The organism is Lysobacter sp. HA35, assembly GCF_054061195.1.
The window spans coordinates 91,664-106,895 of record NZ_JBSSDY010000001.1; the positions used below are offsets into that span (position 1 = coordinate 91,664).

Annotated in this window: 24 protein-coding genes; 22 read left to right on the plus strand and 2 right to left on the minus strand. The window is 65.2% G+C overall.

The window, feature by feature from the left end; genetic code table 11:
* The first annotated feature begins 3 nt into the window (after nt 1–3).
* From rplP to ACVWZN_RS00585, 22 genes are all read left to right on the plus strand, one after another.
* Nucleotides 4–417: a 50S ribosomal protein L16 gene (rplP, locus tag ACVWZN_RS00480; RefSeq protein ID WP_027082414.1), complete on the plus strand. Its 414-nt coding sequence runs from the start codon at nt 4–6 to the stop codon at nt 415–417.
* Nucleotides 417–605, plus strand: coding sequence for a 50S ribosomal protein L29 (gene rpmC, locus ACVWZN_RS00485; RefSeq protein ID WP_456952175.1), 189 nt, complete (start codon nt 417–419; stop codon nt 603–605). The genes rplP and rpmC overlap by 1 nt, the downstream gene beginning before the upstream one ends.
* 9 nt (nt 606–614) lie before the next feature.
* Entirely contained in the window at nt 615–884 is a 270-nt protein-coding gene (gene rpsQ, locus ACVWZN_RS00490; protein ID WP_027082416.1) for a 30S ribosomal protein S17, read from the plus strand.
* A gap of 14 nt (nt 885–898) precedes the next feature.
* Nucleotides 899–1,267, plus strand: a complete 369-nt coding sequence (rplN, locus tag ACVWZN_RS00495; protein WP_027082417.1) for a 50S ribosomal protein L14 — start codon at nt 899–901, stop codon at nt 1,265–1,267.
* 14 nt (nt 1,268–1,281) lie between these two features.
* Nucleotides 1,282–1,596 (plus strand): 50S ribosomal protein L24, encoded by a 315-nt coding sequence (rplX, locus tag ACVWZN_RS00500; RefSeq protein ID WP_027082418.1) that lies wholly within the window; start codon nt 1,282–1,284, stop codon nt 1,594–1,596.
* Between the two features lie 11 nt (nt 1,597–1,607).
* Nucleotides 1,608–2,150, plus strand: a complete 543-nt coding sequence (gene rplE, locus ACVWZN_RS00505) for a 50S ribosomal protein L5 (protein ID WP_027082419.1) — start codon at nt 1,608–1,610, stop codon at nt 2,148–2,150.
* An 18-nt stretch (nt 2,151–2,168) separates the two neighbouring features.
* Nucleotides 2,169–2,474, plus strand: a complete 306-nt coding sequence (rpsN, locus tag ACVWZN_RS00510; protein ID WP_027082420.1) for a 30S ribosomal protein S14 — start codon at nt 2,169–2,171, stop codon at nt 2,472–2,474.
* A 95-nt stretch (nt 2,475–2,569) separates the two neighbouring features.
* Nucleotides 2,570–2,968, plus strand: coding sequence for a 30S ribosomal protein S8 (gene rpsH / locus ACVWZN_RS00515; protein ID WP_027082421.1), 399 nt, complete (start codon nt 2,570–2,572; stop codon nt 2,966–2,968).
* 13 nt (nt 2,969–2,981) lie between these two features.
* A complete protein-coding gene (gene rplF / locus ACVWZN_RS00520; RefSeq protein WP_027082422.1) occupies nt 2,982–3,509 on the plus strand; it encodes a 50S ribosomal protein L6 in 528 nt (175 codons plus the stop codon).
* A 63-nt stretch (nt 3,510–3,572) separates the two neighbouring features.
* Complete coding sequence (gene rplR, locus ACVWZN_RS00525) at nt 3,573–3,926, plus strand: 50S ribosomal protein L18 (RefSeq protein WP_027082423.1); 354 nt, start codon at nt 3,573–3,575, stop codon at nt 3,924–3,926.
* Between the two features lie 137 nt (nt 3,927–4,063).
* The gene (gene rpsE, locus ACVWZN_RS00530; protein ID WP_036141738.1) at nt 4,064–4,603 is read left to right on the plus strand and encodes a 30S ribosomal protein S5; all 540 of its coding nucleotides are present in this window, start codon (nt 4,064–4,066) and stop codon (nt 4,601–4,603) included.
* A complete protein-coding gene (gene rpmD / locus ACVWZN_RS00535; RefSeq protein ID WP_027082425.1) occupies nt 4,596–4,796 on the plus strand; it encodes a 50S ribosomal protein L30 in 201 nt (66 codons plus the stop codon). Before rpsE ends, rpmD begins: the two co-directional genes overlap by 8 nt.
* A 6-nt stretch (nt 4,797–4,802) precedes the next feature.
* Nucleotides 4,803–5,240, plus strand: a complete 438-nt coding sequence (rplO, locus tag ACVWZN_RS00540; protein ID WP_027082426.1) for a 50S ribosomal protein L15 — start codon at nt 4,803–4,805, stop codon at nt 5,238–5,240.
* A gap of 28 nt (nt 5,241–5,268) precedes the next feature.
* A complete protein-coding gene (gene secY, locus ACVWZN_RS00545; RefSeq protein ID WP_456954669.1) occupies nt 5,269–6,597 on the plus strand; it encodes a preprotein translocase subunit SecY in 1,329 nt (442 codons plus the stop codon).
* Between the two features lie 439 nt (nt 6,598–7,036).
* On the plus strand, nt 7,037–7,393 hold the full coding sequence (gene rpsM, locus ACVWZN_RS00550; RefSeq protein WP_027082428.1) for a 30S ribosomal protein S13: 357 nt from the start codon (nt 7,037–7,039) through the stop codon (nt 7,391–7,393).
* A 9-nt stretch (nt 7,394–7,402) separates the two neighbouring features.
* Nucleotides 7,403–7,795 carry a 30S ribosomal protein S11 gene (rpsK, locus tag ACVWZN_RS00555; protein ID WP_027082429.1) on the plus strand — a complete coding sequence of 131 codons (393 nt, stop codon included), beginning with the start codon at nt 7,403–7,405 and terminating at the stop codon, nt 7,793–7,795.
* A gap of 13 nt (nt 7,796–7,808) precedes the next feature.
* Nucleotides 7,809–8,438 carry a 30S ribosomal protein S4 gene (gene rpsD / locus ACVWZN_RS00560; protein WP_027082430.1) on the plus strand — a complete coding sequence of 210 codons (630 nt, stop codon included), beginning with the start codon at nt 7,809–7,811 and terminating at the stop codon, nt 8,436–8,438.
* 49 nt (nt 8,439–8,487) lie between these two features.
* Nucleotides 8,488–9,486, plus strand: coding sequence for a DNA-directed RNA polymerase subunit alpha (locus tag ACVWZN_RS00565; RefSeq protein ID WP_027082431.1), 999 nt, complete (start codon nt 8,488–8,490; stop codon nt 9,484–9,486).
* A gap of 357 nt (nt 9,487–9,843) precedes the next feature.
* On the plus strand, nt 9,844–10,215 hold the full coding sequence (gene rplQ, locus ACVWZN_RS00570; protein ID WP_115647003.1) for a 50S ribosomal protein L17: 372 nt from the start codon (nt 9,844–9,846) through the stop codon (nt 10,213–10,215).
* A gap of 232 nt (nt 10,216–10,447) precedes the next feature.
* The gene (locus ACVWZN_RS00575; protein WP_456952176.1) at nt 10,448–10,954 is read left to right on the plus strand and encodes a disulfide bond formation protein B; all 507 of its coding nucleotides are present in this window, start codon (nt 10,448–10,450) and stop codon (nt 10,952–10,954) included.
* 5 nt (nt 10,955–10,959) lie between these two features.
* Complete coding sequence (locus tag ACVWZN_RS00580; protein WP_456952177.1) at nt 10,960–12,345, plus strand: class II 3-deoxy-7-phosphoheptulonate synthase; 1,386 nt, start codon at nt 10,960–10,962, stop codon at nt 12,343–12,345.
* Nucleotides 12,346–12,379: 34 nt separating this feature from the next.
* Nucleotides 12,380–13,057, plus strand: coding sequence for a YoaK family protein (locus ACVWZN_RS00585; RefSeq protein WP_456952178.1), 678 nt, complete (start codon nt 12,380–12,382; stop codon nt 13,055–13,057).
* A gap of 4 nt (nt 13,058–13,061) precedes the next feature.
* On the opposite strand, the gene ACVWZN_RS00590 is transcribed toward ACVWZN_RS00585, so the two are convergent.
* Both ACVWZN_RS00590 and ACVWZN_RS00595 read right to left on the minus strand, forming a co-directional pair.
* On the minus strand, nt 13,062–14,693 hold the full coding sequence (locus ACVWZN_RS00590; RefSeq protein ID WP_456952179.1) for an amidase: 1,632 nt from the start codon (nt 14,691–14,693) through the stop codon (nt 13,062–13,064).
* 40 nt (nt 14,694–14,733) lie between these two features.
* Nucleotides 14,734–15,219 carry a DUF2127 domain-containing protein gene (locus ACVWZN_RS00595; protein WP_036141743.1) on the minus strand — a complete coding sequence of 162 codons (486 nt, stop codon included), beginning with the start codon at nt 15,217–15,219 and terminating at the stop codon, nt 14,734–14,736.
* Nucleotides 15,220–15,232: the final 13 nt, after the last annotated feature.

Sequence of the window (15,232 nt, forward strand, 5' to 3'; positions counted from 1 at the left end):
GCCATGCTGCAACCCAAGCGAACCAAATTCCGCAAGATGCACAAGGGCCGCAATGACGGCCTGAGCTGGAGCGCGAACGCCGTCAGCTTCGGCGAGTTCGGCCTGAAGGCAACCGCCCACGGCCAGCTCACCGCACGCCAGATCGAAGCGGCCCGCCGCGCGATCAGCCGCTACGTCAAGCGCGGCGGCAAGATGTGGATCCGCGTGTTCCCCGACAAGCCGATTACCCAGAAGCCGATCGAAGTCCGAATGGGCTCGGGTAAGGGCAACGTCGAGTACTGGGTCGCGCAGATCCAGCCCGGCCGCATGATTTACGAGATCGAGGGCGTCAGCGAGGAAGTCGCGCGCGAAGCGTTCCGTCTTGCCTCGGCCAAGCTCTCCGTGACCACCACCTTCGTTACCCGGACGGTGCGCTAATGGAACTCAAGGAACTTCGTACGAAGTCGGCCGACGAGCTGAATACCCATCTGACCGACCTGCACAAGGAGCGTTTCGCGCTCCGCATGCAGCAGGCCACGGGTCAGCTCGCCAAGAGCCACAACGTCCGCCGCGTCCGTCGCGAGATCGCTCGCACGATGACGCTGCTGGGCCAGAACCAGAAGTAAGGACCCGCCATGACCGACAACAATACAGAGAAGGCAATTCGCACGGTCGAAGGTCGCGTCGTCAGCAACAAGATGGACAAGACCGTAACCGTGCTCATCGAGCGCCAGGTCAAGCACGCGCTGTACGGCAAGTACATCCGTCGCTCGTCCAAGCTGCACGCGCATGACGCCGACAACTCCTGCAACGAGGGCGACATCGTCCGCCTGCAGGAAATTGCGCCGATGTCGAAGACCAAGAACTGGCGCGTGGTGCAGGTCGTCACCCGCGCGGCCGGTTAAGAGGAGAGCTAATCATGATCCAGATGCAGAGCTACCTCGACGTGGCCGACAATTCCGGCGCAAAGGAAGTGATGTGCATCAAGGTGCTGGGCGGCTCGAAGCGCCGTTACGCCGGCATCGGTGACATCATCAAAGTGTCCGTCAAGGACGCGATTCCGCGCGGCAAGGTGAAGAAGGGCGACGTCTATGACGCCGTCGTCGTGCGCACCCGCAAGGGCGTCCGTCGTCCCGACGGTTCGCTGATTCGTTTCGACGGCAATGCCGCCGTGCTGCTCAACAACAAGCAGGAGCCGATCGGCACCCGCATCTTCGGACCGGTTACGCGCGAGCTGCGTACCGAAAAGTTCATGAAGATCGTGTCGCTCGCCCCTGAAGTTCTCTGAGCGGAGGAAAATTCATGAACCGTATCCGCAAGGGCGACCAGGTGGTCGTTACAGCCGGCAAGGACAAGGGCAAGCAGGGCGAGATCGTCCGCGTGCTCGGCGACAAGGTCGTCGTGTCCAATGTCAACGTGGTCAAGCGCCACACCAAGCCGAACCCGCAGGCGGGTCAGCCCGGTGGCGTCATCGAGCGCGAAGCGCCGATCCACGCGTCCAACGTGATGGTCCTCAACCCGGCGACGGGCAAGGGCGAGCGCGTTGCTTTCAAGGTGCTGGAGGATGGACGCAAATTGCGTGTGTTCCGCTCCAGCGGTGAGGCGGTTGACGCCTGAGGAATGCAGAAATGACCACCCGTCTCGAAAAGTTCTACAAGGACGAAGTCGTCCCGCAGCTCATCCAGAAGTTCGGCTACAAGAACGTCATGGAAGTGCCGCGCCTGGACAAGATCACGCTCAACATGGGCGTCGGTGAAGCGGCGACCAACAAGAAGATCCTGGAAAACGCGGTCGCGGACATGACCAAGATCGCGGGCCAGAAGCCGATCGTGACGAAGAGCCGCGTGTCGGTTGCTTCGTTCAAGATCCGCGACGGCTGGCCGATCGGCGCGAAGGTGACCCTGCGCCGCGCCAAGATGTTCGAGTTCCTCGATCGCCTTGTGAACATCTCGCTTCCGCGCGTCCGCGACTTCCGCGGCGTGTCGGGCAAGTCGTTCGACGGCCGTGGCAACTACAACATGGGCGTCAAGGAACAGATCATCTTCCCGGAAATCGATTTCGACCAGGTCGACGCGCTGCGCGGCATGGACATCGCGATCACCACGACCGCGAAGACCGACGCCGAAGCCAAGGCCCTTCTCGAAGCTTTCCGCTTCCCGTTCCGCAACTGATCCCTAAGGACGACACACATGGCTAAGACCTCCATGGTCAACCGCGAGATCAAGCGCGCGAAGCTCGCCAAGCGTTACGGCGCGAAGCGTGACGAGCTCAAGAAGATCATCGCCAGCGACACCGCTTCGTACGAAGACAAGATGGACGCGGTCGTCAAGCTGCAGAAGCTGCCGCGTGACTCCTCGCCGTCGCGCCAGCGCAACCGTTGCGCGCTGTCGGGCCGTCCGCGTGGCGTGTATCGCAAGTTCGGCCTCGGCCGCAACATGCTTCGCAAGGCAACGATGAACGGCGATGTGCCCGGCCTCCGCAAGGCGAGCTGGTAACATAGTCGGCTTCACCGCGGCGGGGCGACTCGCTGCGGCTTACAACTGAAATTCGCAATCCCGCGGATATCGGTGCTTCTCATAAGGAAACTCTCATGAGCATGACTGATCCCATCGCCGACATGCTGGTCCGCATCAAGAATGCGGCGGCTGTTCGGAAGCAGACGGTTACGATGCCGTCGTCCAAGATCAAAGCCGCGATCGCCGGCGTGTTGAAGGAAGAGGGCTACATCCTCGACTTCCGCACCGCTGAAGCGGGCCCGGGCAAGACCCAGCTCGAAATCGCGCTGAAGTATTACGAAGGCCGTCCGGTGATCGAGCGTCTCGAGCGCTTCTCGCGTTCGGGCCGTCGCCAGTACCGCGGCAAGGGTGAGCTTCCGAAGGTGCTCAACGGCCTCGGTATCTCCATCATCTCCACCTCGAAGGGCATCATGACCGACTCGCAGGCGCGCCAGCAGGGCGTCGGTGGCGAAGTCCTGTGCGTCGTGGCTTAAGGGAGGAATCGACATGTCCCGAGTTGCCAAGAAGCCGGTCGCCCTTCCGAAGGGTGTCGAGCTCAACATCCAGCCCGAGTCGATCAGTGCCAAGGGTCCGAAGGGCTCGCTGAGCGTCCCGAAGCCGGTCGCCATCGACGTCAAGATCGAAGACGGCACCGCCGTGTTCACGACGCCGGATGCCGCGCTGATCCCGCTCACCGGTACGCTGCGCGCCATCCTGGCCAACATGGTCAAGGGTGTCTCCGACGGTTTCGAGAAGAAGCTCGAGCTCGTCGGCGTCGGCTACCGCGCGTCGATGCAGGGCAAGGACCTGAACCTCTCGCTGGGGTTCTCGCACCCGGTCGTGTTCCCGGCGCCGGAAGGCATCACCATCACCACGCCGACGCAGACCGAGATCCTGGTCGCGGGCACCGACAAGCAGCTCGTCGGTGAAGTGGCCGCCAAGATCCGTGGCTTCCGTCCGCCGGAGCCCTACAAGGGCAAGGGTGTGAAGTACGCGGGCGAAGTGATCATTCGTAAGGAAGCCAAGAAGGCCTAATCCGGCCGGGCGCCGCCGAACGCGGCGCCGGACCTTCCGCCTTCAGCTTTCGAGGACAAGACCATGCTTAAGAAAATCGCTCGCCTTCGCCGCGCCAAGTCGACCCGCTCGCACATCCGTGTGCTCGGCGTGCCGCGCCTGTCGGTGCTCCGCACCGGCCAGCACCTGTACGCCCAGATTTTCTCGTCCGACGGCTCGAAGGTCCTCGCATCCGCGTCGACCCTCCAGTCCGACGTCCGTGACGGCCTGAAGAACGGCAAGAACGCTGACGCCGCCACCAAGGTCGGTCGCACGATCGCCGAGAAGGCCAAGGCCGCCGGCATCGAGAAGGTCGCATTCGACCGTTCGGGCTACCGCTATCACGGCCGCATCAAGGCGCTCGCCGATGCCGCCCGCGAAGGTGGCCTGCAGTTCTAAGAACGGCTTCGCCGTTCGGCCTGCCGGTGCAGTCGCGCACCGGGCGACGGCGCGGATTCCCGCGCCGTCGATGCACCCGCGATAACACACAACCATAAGCGGCCACGCCGCAAATCCTTTCACTACAGAGAATCAACATGGCAGAAGAACGTCAGCAGCGCGGTCGCGATCGTGATCGCAACCGCGAGGAAGTCGACGACGGCATGATCGAAAAGCTGATCGCGGTGAACCGCGTCAGCAAGACGGTCAAGGGCGGTCGCCAGTTCACCTTCACCGCATTGACGGTGGTGGGCGACGGCAACGGCAAGGTCGGTTTCGGTTACGGCAAGGCGCGCGAAGTGCCGGTCGCGATCCAGAAGTCGATGGAGCATGCGCGCAAGTCGATGGTGAAGGTTGATTTGAACAACGGCACGTTGTGGCACACGGTCAAGGCCGGCCACGGCGCGGCACGCGTGTTCATGCAGCCTGCGTCCGAAGGTACCGGTGTCATCGCCGGCGGCGCGATGCGTGCGGTACTCGAAGTGGCCGGCGTCAAGAACGTCCTCGCCAAGGCCGTCGGATCGCGTAATCCGATCAACCTCGTGCGCGCCACGATGCGCGGCCTGACCGACGTCCGGTCGCCGTCGCAGATCGCGGCCAAGCGCGGCAAGAAGGTGGAGGATCTGGTCCATGGTTAAGAACCAGGCTGTCGAGGGCGGCACCGTCAAGGTCCGTCTGGTCAAGGGTCTTCGCGGCACGCAGTCGATTCATCGTCTGTCGGTGCGCGCGTTGGGTCTCAACAAGATCAACGATGTTCGTGAACTGAAGGACAGCCCGCAGGTACGCGGCCTGATCAACAAGGTTCACTACCTCGTTCGCGTCGAGGAGTAATCGACCATGCGTATGAATACATTGCAGCCCGGCGACGGCGCCCGTACCGAACGCAAGCGCGTCGGTCGTGGTATCGGTTCCGGCCTGGGCAAGACCTGTGGTCGCGGCCACAAGGGTTCGTTCGCGCGTTCGGGCAAGGGCAAGATCAAGGCCGGCTTCGAAGGCGGTCAGATGCCCATGCAGCGTCGCCTGCCGAAGATCGGTTTCCGTTCGACCACGGCGAAGGAATCTTCCGAAGTGCTGCTGTACGCACTGGAAGGTCTTGAAGCCGGCGAAATCAGCATCACTTCGTTGAAGGCGGCAGGTCTCGTGGCGCCGAACGTGAAGAAGGTGAAGATCGTCAAGAAGGGCGACGTCACCAAGGCGTTCGTTCTGAAGGGCGTGTCGGCAACGGCAGGCGCTAAGGCGGCGATTGAAGCCGCTGGCGGTTCGATTTCGGAGTAAGGGCCTGATGGCGCGTAGCAGCAATTCGATGGCCGGCCTCGGTGGCGGCGTCGGTAAGTTCACCGAGCTTCGCCAGCGACTTCTGTTCGTCGTCGCGGCGCTGATCGTCTATCGAATCGGCTGCTACGTCCCGGTCCCGGGCGTGAATCCCCAGGCGATGGTCGACTTCATGTCGACCCGTCAGGGGACGATCGTCGACATGTTCAACATGTTTTCGGGCGGTGCACTGCATCGCCTGAGCCTGTTCGCACTGAACGTCGCGCCGTACATCTCGGCGTCGATCGTGGTCCAGCTGCTCACGCAGATGGTGCCGAGCCTGAAGGCAATCCAGAAGGAAGGCGAATCGGGTCGGCGCAAGATCAACCAGTGGTCGCGCCTCGGCACGATCCCGCTCGCCGTGTTCCAGGCGTGGGGCATCGCGACCTGGCTGCAGACTGCGACCGCACCGGGCGGCACGCCGGTCGTGTACGCGGGTGGTCCCGGTTTCATCATCACCGCGGTCGTCGCATTGACGGCCGGCACGGTCTTCCTGATGTGGCTCGGCGAGCAGATCACCGAGCGCGGCATCGGCAACGGCATTTCGCTGCTGATCTTCGCCGGCATCGTGTCGCGCATCCCGGCCGAAGTAATCAACATGTTCGGCCAGATCCGCGACGGCGACATCAGTGCGCCGGCCGCGTTGATGACGCTCGCGCTGGTCCTCGGCTTCACGTATTTCGTGGTGTTCGTGGAGCGCGGCCAGCGCCGGATCACGGTGAACTACGCTCGTCGCCAGGGTGGTCGCAGCGCCTACCAGAACCAGACGTCGTTCCTGCCGTTGAAGCTCAACATGTCGGGCGTCATCCCGGCCATCTTCGCGTCGAGCATCGTCATGTTCCCGGCGACCGCGGCGACCTGGTTCAGCCAGAACAACTCGCAGTCGTGGCTGCTCAAGCTCAGCCAGATGCTGTCGCCGGGCGAACCGCTGCACATGATTCTGTACGCCGCGCTGATCATCGGCTTCGCGTTCTTCTACACGGCGCTGGTCTTCAACTCGCAGGAAACTGCCGAGAACCTGAAGAAGTCGGGTGCGCTCATTCCGGGTATCCGTCCGGGCCGCGCCACCGCCGACTACATCGACGGCGTGCTGACGCGACTGACGGCTGCCGGCGCCGTGTATCTGGTGCTGGTCTGCCTGCTGCCGGAAATCATGCGCACGCAGCTCGGCACCTCGTTCTACTTCGGCGGCACGTCGCTGCTGATCGTGGTCGTGGTGGTGATGGACTTCATTGCGCAGATCCAGGCGCACCTGATGTCGCACCAGTACGAAAGCCTGCTCAAGAAGGCGAATCTTCGCGGCGGCAACCGCGGCCGCTGACCCGGCCGCTTGCAGTCCTCACGCCGGCTGCACAGCTCGCGTTTTGATGGCATAATGGCGCGCTGAGTGGCGCCTGCTGCTCCAGGCCAGGATGGCCGATCGGTTTGAATCCCGGCCGGGATGGCGAAACGAAACACGACGCGGTACGTCGACCCTCGAGTCGGCACCGCACATGGGCGACCCGGGCGGCAGTCCCGCGCACGGGTGGACCCTTGGCCATACGCGTGCCTGAGGAGCGCGCGGGGCCGGGCAGGGCGGTTCGCCGCAGTGTCCGGTACAGCCGGGGTTCGTCGCCGGAGCATGGGCACACTCCCCATGCCGGGTCGAAGCGGTTCGCCGCATCGGCTCCAAGCAAGCCGGGACACACCAATTTCGGGTTTTTTCTCGAGAGTTCACCGCCGGGCGCGAGCCGGGCGCATTTCAGTTTGGAGATCGCCTCATGGCGCGTATTGCAGGTGTAAACCTGCCTGCCCAGAAGCACGTCTGGGTGGGGCTGCAGAGCATCTACGGCATCGGCCGTACCCGTTCCAAGCAGGTCTGCGAGTCGGCGGGCGTCAAGCCCACGACGAAGATCCGTGACCTGTCCGAGCCGGAAGTCGAGCGCCTGCGTGGCGAAGTCGGCAAGTTCGTGGTCGAGGGCGACCTCCGCCGCGAGATCGGCATGGCCATCAAGCGCCTGATGGACCTCGGTTCCTACCGTGGCCTCCGCCACCGCCGCGGCCTGCCGCTGCGTGGTCAGCGCACCCGGACCAATGCTCGTACCCGCAAGGGTCCGCGCAAGGCCATCAAGAAGTAAGGAACCGACATGGCCAAGCCTGCCGCGAAAGCTCCGAAGAAGAAGATCAAGCGCGTCGTCACTGACGGCATCGCGCATGTCCACGCTTCGTTCAACAACACCATCATCACGATCACCGACCGCCAGGGTAATGCGCTGTCGTGGGCGACGTCGGGCGGCGCGGGTTTCCGCGGTTCGCGCAAGTCGACCCCGTTCGCCGCGCAGGTCGCCGCCGAAAAGGCCGGTCGCGCTGCGATGGATTACGGCGTCAAGGCGCTGGAAGTCCGCATCAAGGGCCCGGGTCCGGGTCGTGAGTCGGCCGTACGTTCGCTCAACAACGTCGGCTACAAGATCCTCAACATCATCGACGTGACGCCCATCCCGCACAACGGATGCCGTCCGCCGAAGAAGCGCCGCGTCTGAGGAGGAATAAGACATGGCACGCTATATCGGTCCTACCTGTAAGCTCGCGCGCCGCGAAGGCGCCGACCTCAGCCTGAAGTCGCCGGCCCGCGCCCTCGACTCGAAGTGCAAGCTCGAGCAGAAGCCCGGCCAGCACGGCGCCACCGCCCGCAAGGGCAAGCTGTCCGACTACGCCACCCAGCTTCGCGAGAAGCAGAAGGTCAAGCGTATCTACGGCCTGCTGGAGCGTCAGTTCCGCAACTACTACAAGAAGGCTTCGAACCGGAAGGGCAACACCGGTGAGAACCTGCTGCAGCTGCTCGAGACGCGTCTCGACAACGTCATCTATCGCATGGGCTTCGCGGTCACCCGCGCGGCTGCTCGCCAGCTCGTCAGCCACCGCGGCGTCACCGTCAACGGCAAGATCGTCAATCTGCCGTCGTACCAGGTGAAGGCGGGGGACGCGATCGCGCTCGCCGAGCGCGCGCAGAAGCAGCTCCGTGTGCAGGAGGCCCTGACGGTCGCCCAGCAGATGGATCTGTCGCCCTCGTGGATTGAAGTCGACGCGAAGAAGTTCGCCGGCGTCTTCAAGTCGGTTCCGGACCGTGCAGACCTGCCGGCCGACATCAACGAAGCGCTCATCGTCGAGTTGTACTCGAAGTAATTTCATCCGGGCCGGCGTGACGACGTCGGCCCCCAGGAGAAGCCACAACATGACGGTTACCGCCAACCAGGTATTGCGCCCGCGTGGTCCCCAGATCGAGCGCCTCACCGGCAATCGCGCCAAGGTCGTCATCGAGCCGCTCGAGCGCGGCTACGGTCATACCCTCGGCAATGCGCTGCGCCGCGTGCTGCTTTCGTCGATCCCCGGGTTCGCAATTACCGAGGTGGAGATCGATGGCGTGCTCCACGAGTACACCACGGTCGAAGGCCTCGAAGAGGATGTGCTCGAGGTTCTGCTGAACCTCAAGGACGTCGCGATTCGCATGCACACGGGTGACAGCGCGATGCTGTCGCTCAACAAGTCGGGCCCGGGCGTCATCACCGCTGGTGACATCCGCACCGACCACAACGTCGAGATCATCAATCCGGAACACGTTGTCGCGCACCTGACCAAGGACACCGCGCTCAACATGCGTCTGAAGATCGAGCGTGGCTACGGCTACCAGCCGGCCGCCGCGCGTCGTCGTCCGGACGAGGAGACCCGCGCCATCGGTCGCCTGATGCTGGACGCGAGCTTCTCGCCGGTCCGTCGCGTCGCCTACGCGGTGGAAGCCGCGCGCGTCGAACAGCGCACGGACCTCGACAAGCTGGTTCTCGACATCGAAACCAACGGCACGATTGACGCCGAGGAAGCAGTCCGCACTGCGGCCGACATCCTCACCGACCAGCTGTCGGTGTTCGGCGACTTCACGCACCGCGAGCGCGGCGCTGCAAAGCCGGCGACCGGTGGTGTTGACCCGCTGTTGCTGCGTCCGATCGACGATCTCGAGCTGACGGTTCGTTCGGCCAACTGCCTCAAGGCCGAGAACATCTACTACGTCGGCGACCTGATCCAGAAGACGGAAGTCGAGCTGCTCAAGACGCCGAACCTCGGCAAGAAGTCGCTCACCGAGATCAAGGAAGTGCTCGCGCAGCGCGGCCTTGCGCTCGGTATGCGCCTCGAGAACTGGCCGCCGGCCGGCATCGCGTCGCATGGAATGATGGGGTGAGTCGCCGCCGCTAGAGCGCGAACGCGCTCTGCGGCGACGAACGCCTGCGCCGCTGGCGCAGTCAGGGCAACGAGAGAACTAGCTTCCCTCGTTGCCCGCTCCTCCAGCTTCGATGAAGCAACACGACGTAGCGCTGCACCTCGGACGCCACGTAGCAAGACCCGCTCGGACGCTCCGGCGTCCAAGCACCGGATCCCACCCCCAACGGTGGGATCCCGCTCCATCCGACGGGCGCATAAGCCCGCGGCAATCCGGTCAGGACGACCGGATCCGGACCATCCGCAGTCCACAGCGTCAACGCCGGGATGGCGACAGCGAAATCCAGCAGTTCCAACATTCACTTAGGAATCGATCGCCATGCGCCACCAGAAAGCCGGCCGCAAGTTCAGCCGCACCAGCGCTCACCGCGATGCCATGTTCACCAACATGGCCGCGTCGCTGATCAAGACGGGCCTGATCCGTACCACGCTCCCGAAGGCCAAGGAGCTCCGCCGCGTTGCCGAGCCGCTCATCACGCTCGGCAAGACCGACGGCGTGGCCAATCGCCGCCTCGCCTTCTCGCGCCTGCGTGACAAGGAAGCGGTGGGCAAGCTGTTCATCGAGCTCGGCCCGCGTTACCGCGAGCGTCCGGGCGGTTACCTGCGCATCCTGAAGTGCGGCTTCCGCGCTGGCGACAATGCTCCGATGGCGTACGTCGAGCTCGTCGACCGTCCGGATGCGGCGCAGTAAGTAGTACCGAAATATCGATTGACGACGAAGGTCGTCGGTCGCGACAGAAACCCCGGCTAGCGCCGGGGTTTTTGCGTTGTGGAGAGCGTGGATCAAAGCCCGCGTGCGACGCCTTCTGCGCAGAGCGGCTCGCCTCGCTGCACGAATCACGATGAACCTCATTCCCTCGCGCGCTTTGCGTCCCGCGCGTCGCCCTGCGACCATGGCCGGATCACGGGGATCACGTCGCCTTATGGCTCTCAATCCGTTCCGCGCTTCGTTCCGCACCCAGTTCCTGCTGGGTTTCGTCGCCTGCTGCGCGCTGATGGCATACGCGCTATACGCCGAGCACGTGCTCAAGCTCGAGCCGTGTCCGCTGTGCATCTTCCAGCGGATCGCAGTGATGTCGTTGGGCGTCATCTTCCTCATCGGCGGACTCGCCGGTCCCAAGCGGCCGGGCGCGCGTCGTGCCTGGGGACTCGTCGCACTGATTCCAGCGCTCGCGGGCATCGGCATCGCCGGTCGTCACGTCTGGATCCAGCACCTGCCGCCGGACCAGGTGCCGTCATGCGGGCCGCCGTTCGCGTTCCTGCGTGAAACGCTGCCGTTCATCCAGCTCGTCCGCAAAGTGCTGACCGGTGATGGACAATGCGCCAAGATCGAATGGACGTTCCTCGGCCAATCCATGCCGGTGTGGACGCTGGTGTGTTTCGTGGTTCTGGCGCTCTGGATCGCGTTCGTCGCGTTCCGTCGAAGGTGAGGTAGATGGCGAGCAACGACAACCTGCAGGCCGTGTCGCTTCCGCGCGAGTGGAACGCGCAGTCGTGGCGCGCGCGCCCGGCGATGCAGATGCCGCAGTATCCGGACGCCGGCGAGTTCGAGTCGGCGCTGGCGGAACTGCGCCGCCTGCCGCCGCTGGTGACGTCGTGGGAGATCCTCAGCCTCAAGCAGCAGCTTGCCGAAGCGCAGGAAGGCAAGCGCTTCCTGCTGCAGGGCGGTGATTGCGCGGAGAACTTCGACGAATGTTCGTCGGACGTCATCTCCAATCGCCTGAAGGTGCTGCTGCAGATGTCGCTCGTGCTCGTGCACGGCATGCGCAAGCCCGTCGTGCGCGTCGGTCGTTTCGCCGGTCAGTACGCGAAGCCGCGTTCGACCGACATGGAGACGATCGACGGCGTCAGCCTGCCGAGCTATCGCGGCGACATCGTCAACGCGCCGGCATTTACGCCCGAGGCGCGACGTCCCGATCCGCGCCGCATGATCAAGGCGCACGCGCGCTCGGCGATGACGATGAATTTCGTCCGCGCGCTGATCGACGGCGGCTTCGCCGACCTGCATCACCCCGAGTACTGGGACCTCGGCTGGGTCGGTCATTCGCCGCTCGCCGACGAGTACCGCCGCATGGTCGCCGCGATCGGCGACGCGGTGCGCTTCATGGAAACGCTGTCGGGCGCGGAGGTGCACAACCTCAATCGCGTCGACTTCTACACCTCTCACGAAGCGTTGCTGCTGCCGTACGAGGAAGCGCTGACTCGACAGGTGCCGCGCAACTGGGGCTGGTTCGACCTCAGCACGCATTACCCGTGGATCGGCATGCGCACGGCGCAGATCGACGGCGCGCACGTCGAATTCCTGCGCGGCATCCGCAATCCGATCGCGGTGAAGATCGGGCCGTCGGTGACGCCGGACATGTTGATCAAGCTGGTCGACGTGCTGAACCCGGAAGACGAAGCCGGGCGCCTGACGTTCATCCATCGCATGGGTGCATCGCATATCGCGACCAAGCTTCCGCCGCTGCTCGAAGCGATGCGTCGCGACGGCCGCCGCGTGCTGTGGGTGTGCGACCCGATGCATGGCAACACCGAGGCGACGGCGAACGGGTACAAGACGCGTCGCTTCGCGAACATCGCGGGCGAAGTCGAAGCCGCGTTCGACCTGCATGCCGCGGCCGGCACGCGCCTAGGTGGCGTGCATCTCGAACTCACCGGTGAAGACGTGACCGAATGCCTCGGCGGCGCGCGCGAGCTCAAGGAAATCGATCTCGAGCGCGCGTATCGCAGCAGCGTCGACCCGCGCCTCAACTACGAGCAGGCGCTGGAGATCGCGATGCTGATCGTGCGCAAGCAGACGCAGATCTCCGCACCGGTGTGACGCGTCGGATCGCCGCGACCGTCGTGGCGTCCGAATGATCGGCCGTCTGCCGCGGTGGGTCTGGCCGGTCGCGTGGTTGCTGGCGTTCGCTGCGGGTGCGGTGAATGCGGTCGGATTGCTCAGCGTTGCGCGTCAGTCCGTCTCCCACCTGACGGGTGCGACCACGCTGCTCGCGACGTCGCTCGTCGCCGGTGATGCGATCGAAATCACCAAGCTGCTCGCCGTCGTCGTCGCGTTCGTCGCAGGGGCGGCGCTGGCTGGCGCGGTGATGCTTCCCGACGCCTTGCGTCTCGGGCGTCGACAGGGCGCGGTATTGGCGACAGTGTCGATGCTGCTTCTTTTCGCGCATGCCGCGAGCGGTCGCTGGCCGGTCGCCGCGCTTGCATTCGCGGCCGGCGCGTGTGGGCTGCAGAACGCAATGACGACGGCCTACAGCGGCGCAGTCGTGCGCACGAGCCACGTGTCCGGCATGTTCACCGACCTCGGCATGGCGCTCGGGCATGTGCTGCGCGGCGAACGCTTCGATCGTGGACGAGTGTTGCTCTGCGTCGCCGTCATCAGCGGATTCTTTGCCGGCGGGCTGGTGGCCGCTGCGCTGTACGGCCGTTACGGCACGGGCGTGCTGGTCGTGCCCGCTTCGGTCACCGGCGCGCTTGCGGTCGCCAACGTCGTGCACGTGGTGCGCGCACGGCGCACGATCGGCCCGTCCTAACGCGTCAGTGCGAAGCGGCGACGTCGTCGATCGTGTGCAGGTAACGCGGCGCGGTGCGCGCATGCGTCGCCTGTTCGAACGAATACGCGAGTTCGATCAGGCGTGGCTCGCTCCACTTCTTGCCGAGGAAGACAAGGCCGAGCGGCAGACCATGCGCGTCGCCCATCGGCACGCTGATGCTCGGATAACCCGCGACCGCCGCGGCGCCGTAGCCTGCGCCGCTGAAGTGATCGCCGAGTACCGTGTCGATGCGCCACGACGGGCCGGTCGACGGCGCGATCAGTGCATCGAGCTTCTGGCGCTTGAGCGCTGCATCGATGCCTTCCGGCCCGGCGAGCCGACGCGCGTTGTCGCGTGCGGTCTTGTATTGCGACGACGACAACGCCGGCGCCTTCATCGACTGCTCGAACAGTTCCTGCCCGAAGTAGGGCATCTCCTGCGTGGCGTGCGTGTTGTTGAACTCGATGATGTCGCGCAGGTGGCGCACCGGCGCATCGGCTTGGGCGAGGTAGGACTCGAGGCCGGGGCGGAACTCGGCGGTCAACACGGTGTTTTCGGCGTCGTCCCATTTGCCTGCGGTCGGAATCGATGCGTCGACCACCACCGCGCCCGCGGCCTTCAGTGCGGCGATTGCGCGATCGAAGGCGGCGTCGACCTCCGGGTGGTAGCCCGCGCTCTTGCGCAGCACGCCGATGCGCGCGCCCTTGAGCGCGTCGGGTTTCAGGTGCGCGGTGTAGTCGACGGCTTTCGGCCGCGACTTGCCGCCGTTGGCCGGGTCCTTGGAGTCGGGTGCGGCGATCGCGGTCAGCACGGCCGCGGCGTCGGCGACGCTGCGCGCCATCGGCCCCGCGGTGTCCTGGCTGACAGAGATGGGCACGATGCCCTTGCGGCTCACCAGCCCCACCGTGGGCTTCAAACCGACCACGCCCATCACCGACGCCGGGCAGATGATGCTGCCGTCGGTCTCGGTGCCGATCGCTGCCGACGCGAGGCTCGCCGCTGCGGCAGCACCGCTACCGGAACTCGAGCCGCAGGGGTTGCGATCGAGCGCATACGGACTGCGCGTCTGGCCGCCCGCGCCGCTCCAGCCGGAGATCGAGCGCGTGGAGCGGAAGTTCGCCCACTCGCTGAGGTTGGTCTTGCCGAGGATCACCGCGCCGGCCTCGCGCAGGCGTTTGACGAGGAACGCGTCGTGCGACGGACGATTGTCGGAGAGCGCGAGCGAGCCCGCGGTCGTCGCCATCGGCGTCGCGTCGATGTTGTCCTTCAGCAGGATCGGGATGCCGTGCAAAGGCCCGCGCACGTGGCCGTCGCGACGTTCGGCGTCGAGCGCGTCGGCTTCGCGCAGTGCGTTCGGGTTGAGCGCGAGCACCGCGTTGAGTCGCGGGCCGCCGTCGTCGATCGCGGCGATGCGGTCGAGGTAGGACTGCGTCAACGCGTGGCTGGTCAGCTCGCCCTTGGCCATGCGCGCGGACAGCGTGGCGATGTCGGCGTCTTCGAACGGGAAATGGAAGCTCGTGGCGGACGGCGCGGTGACCGTCATCGTCGGGCCGCCCGTGTCGGGCTCGGTCTTCGGAGAGGTGGCGCAACCGGCGAGTGCGGCTGCAAGGAGAAGGGCAGGCGGAGCGAGGCGCATGGCGGTCTCCAGAGGGACACGCCAGCATCCAACGATGCGGTCAGCCGGGCAAGCGGGCTCGGCGTCGGATCAGATCACGCGCGAGCACGTAGACCACGACGACGTTGATGACGAGCACGCTGATCGCCGGCCAGCCGGGATGGTGCCAGAGCGCGTAGACGTCGAACGGCAGGTAGATCGCCGCGGCCAGGCAGCCCAGCAGCGACGCCCAGACCTTGTCCCGCCACAGGCCCCAGGCCTCGACCGCGTGCAGCACGCCGTAGACGAAGGCGATGGCCGCGGTCGCATGCACGGCGCCCGGGCTGATCGCATTCGCGAGCCAGGCCAGCGGGCCGTCGGTCGAGCTCAGTTCGAAATGCCGGATCAGCACGTGGACCGCGCTGCGCAGCGGCAGCGGGCCCAGGATCTCGAGCCCGCTCGCAGCTAATAGCGCGAGCAGGCCCTTCGTGCCTTCGACCAGTGCGATCGCGCGCAACCCGGGATGGGCGCGCGGATTCGTGTTGTACGGGCGGGGGTGGTCCGTCACCGGCGGGAGTGTA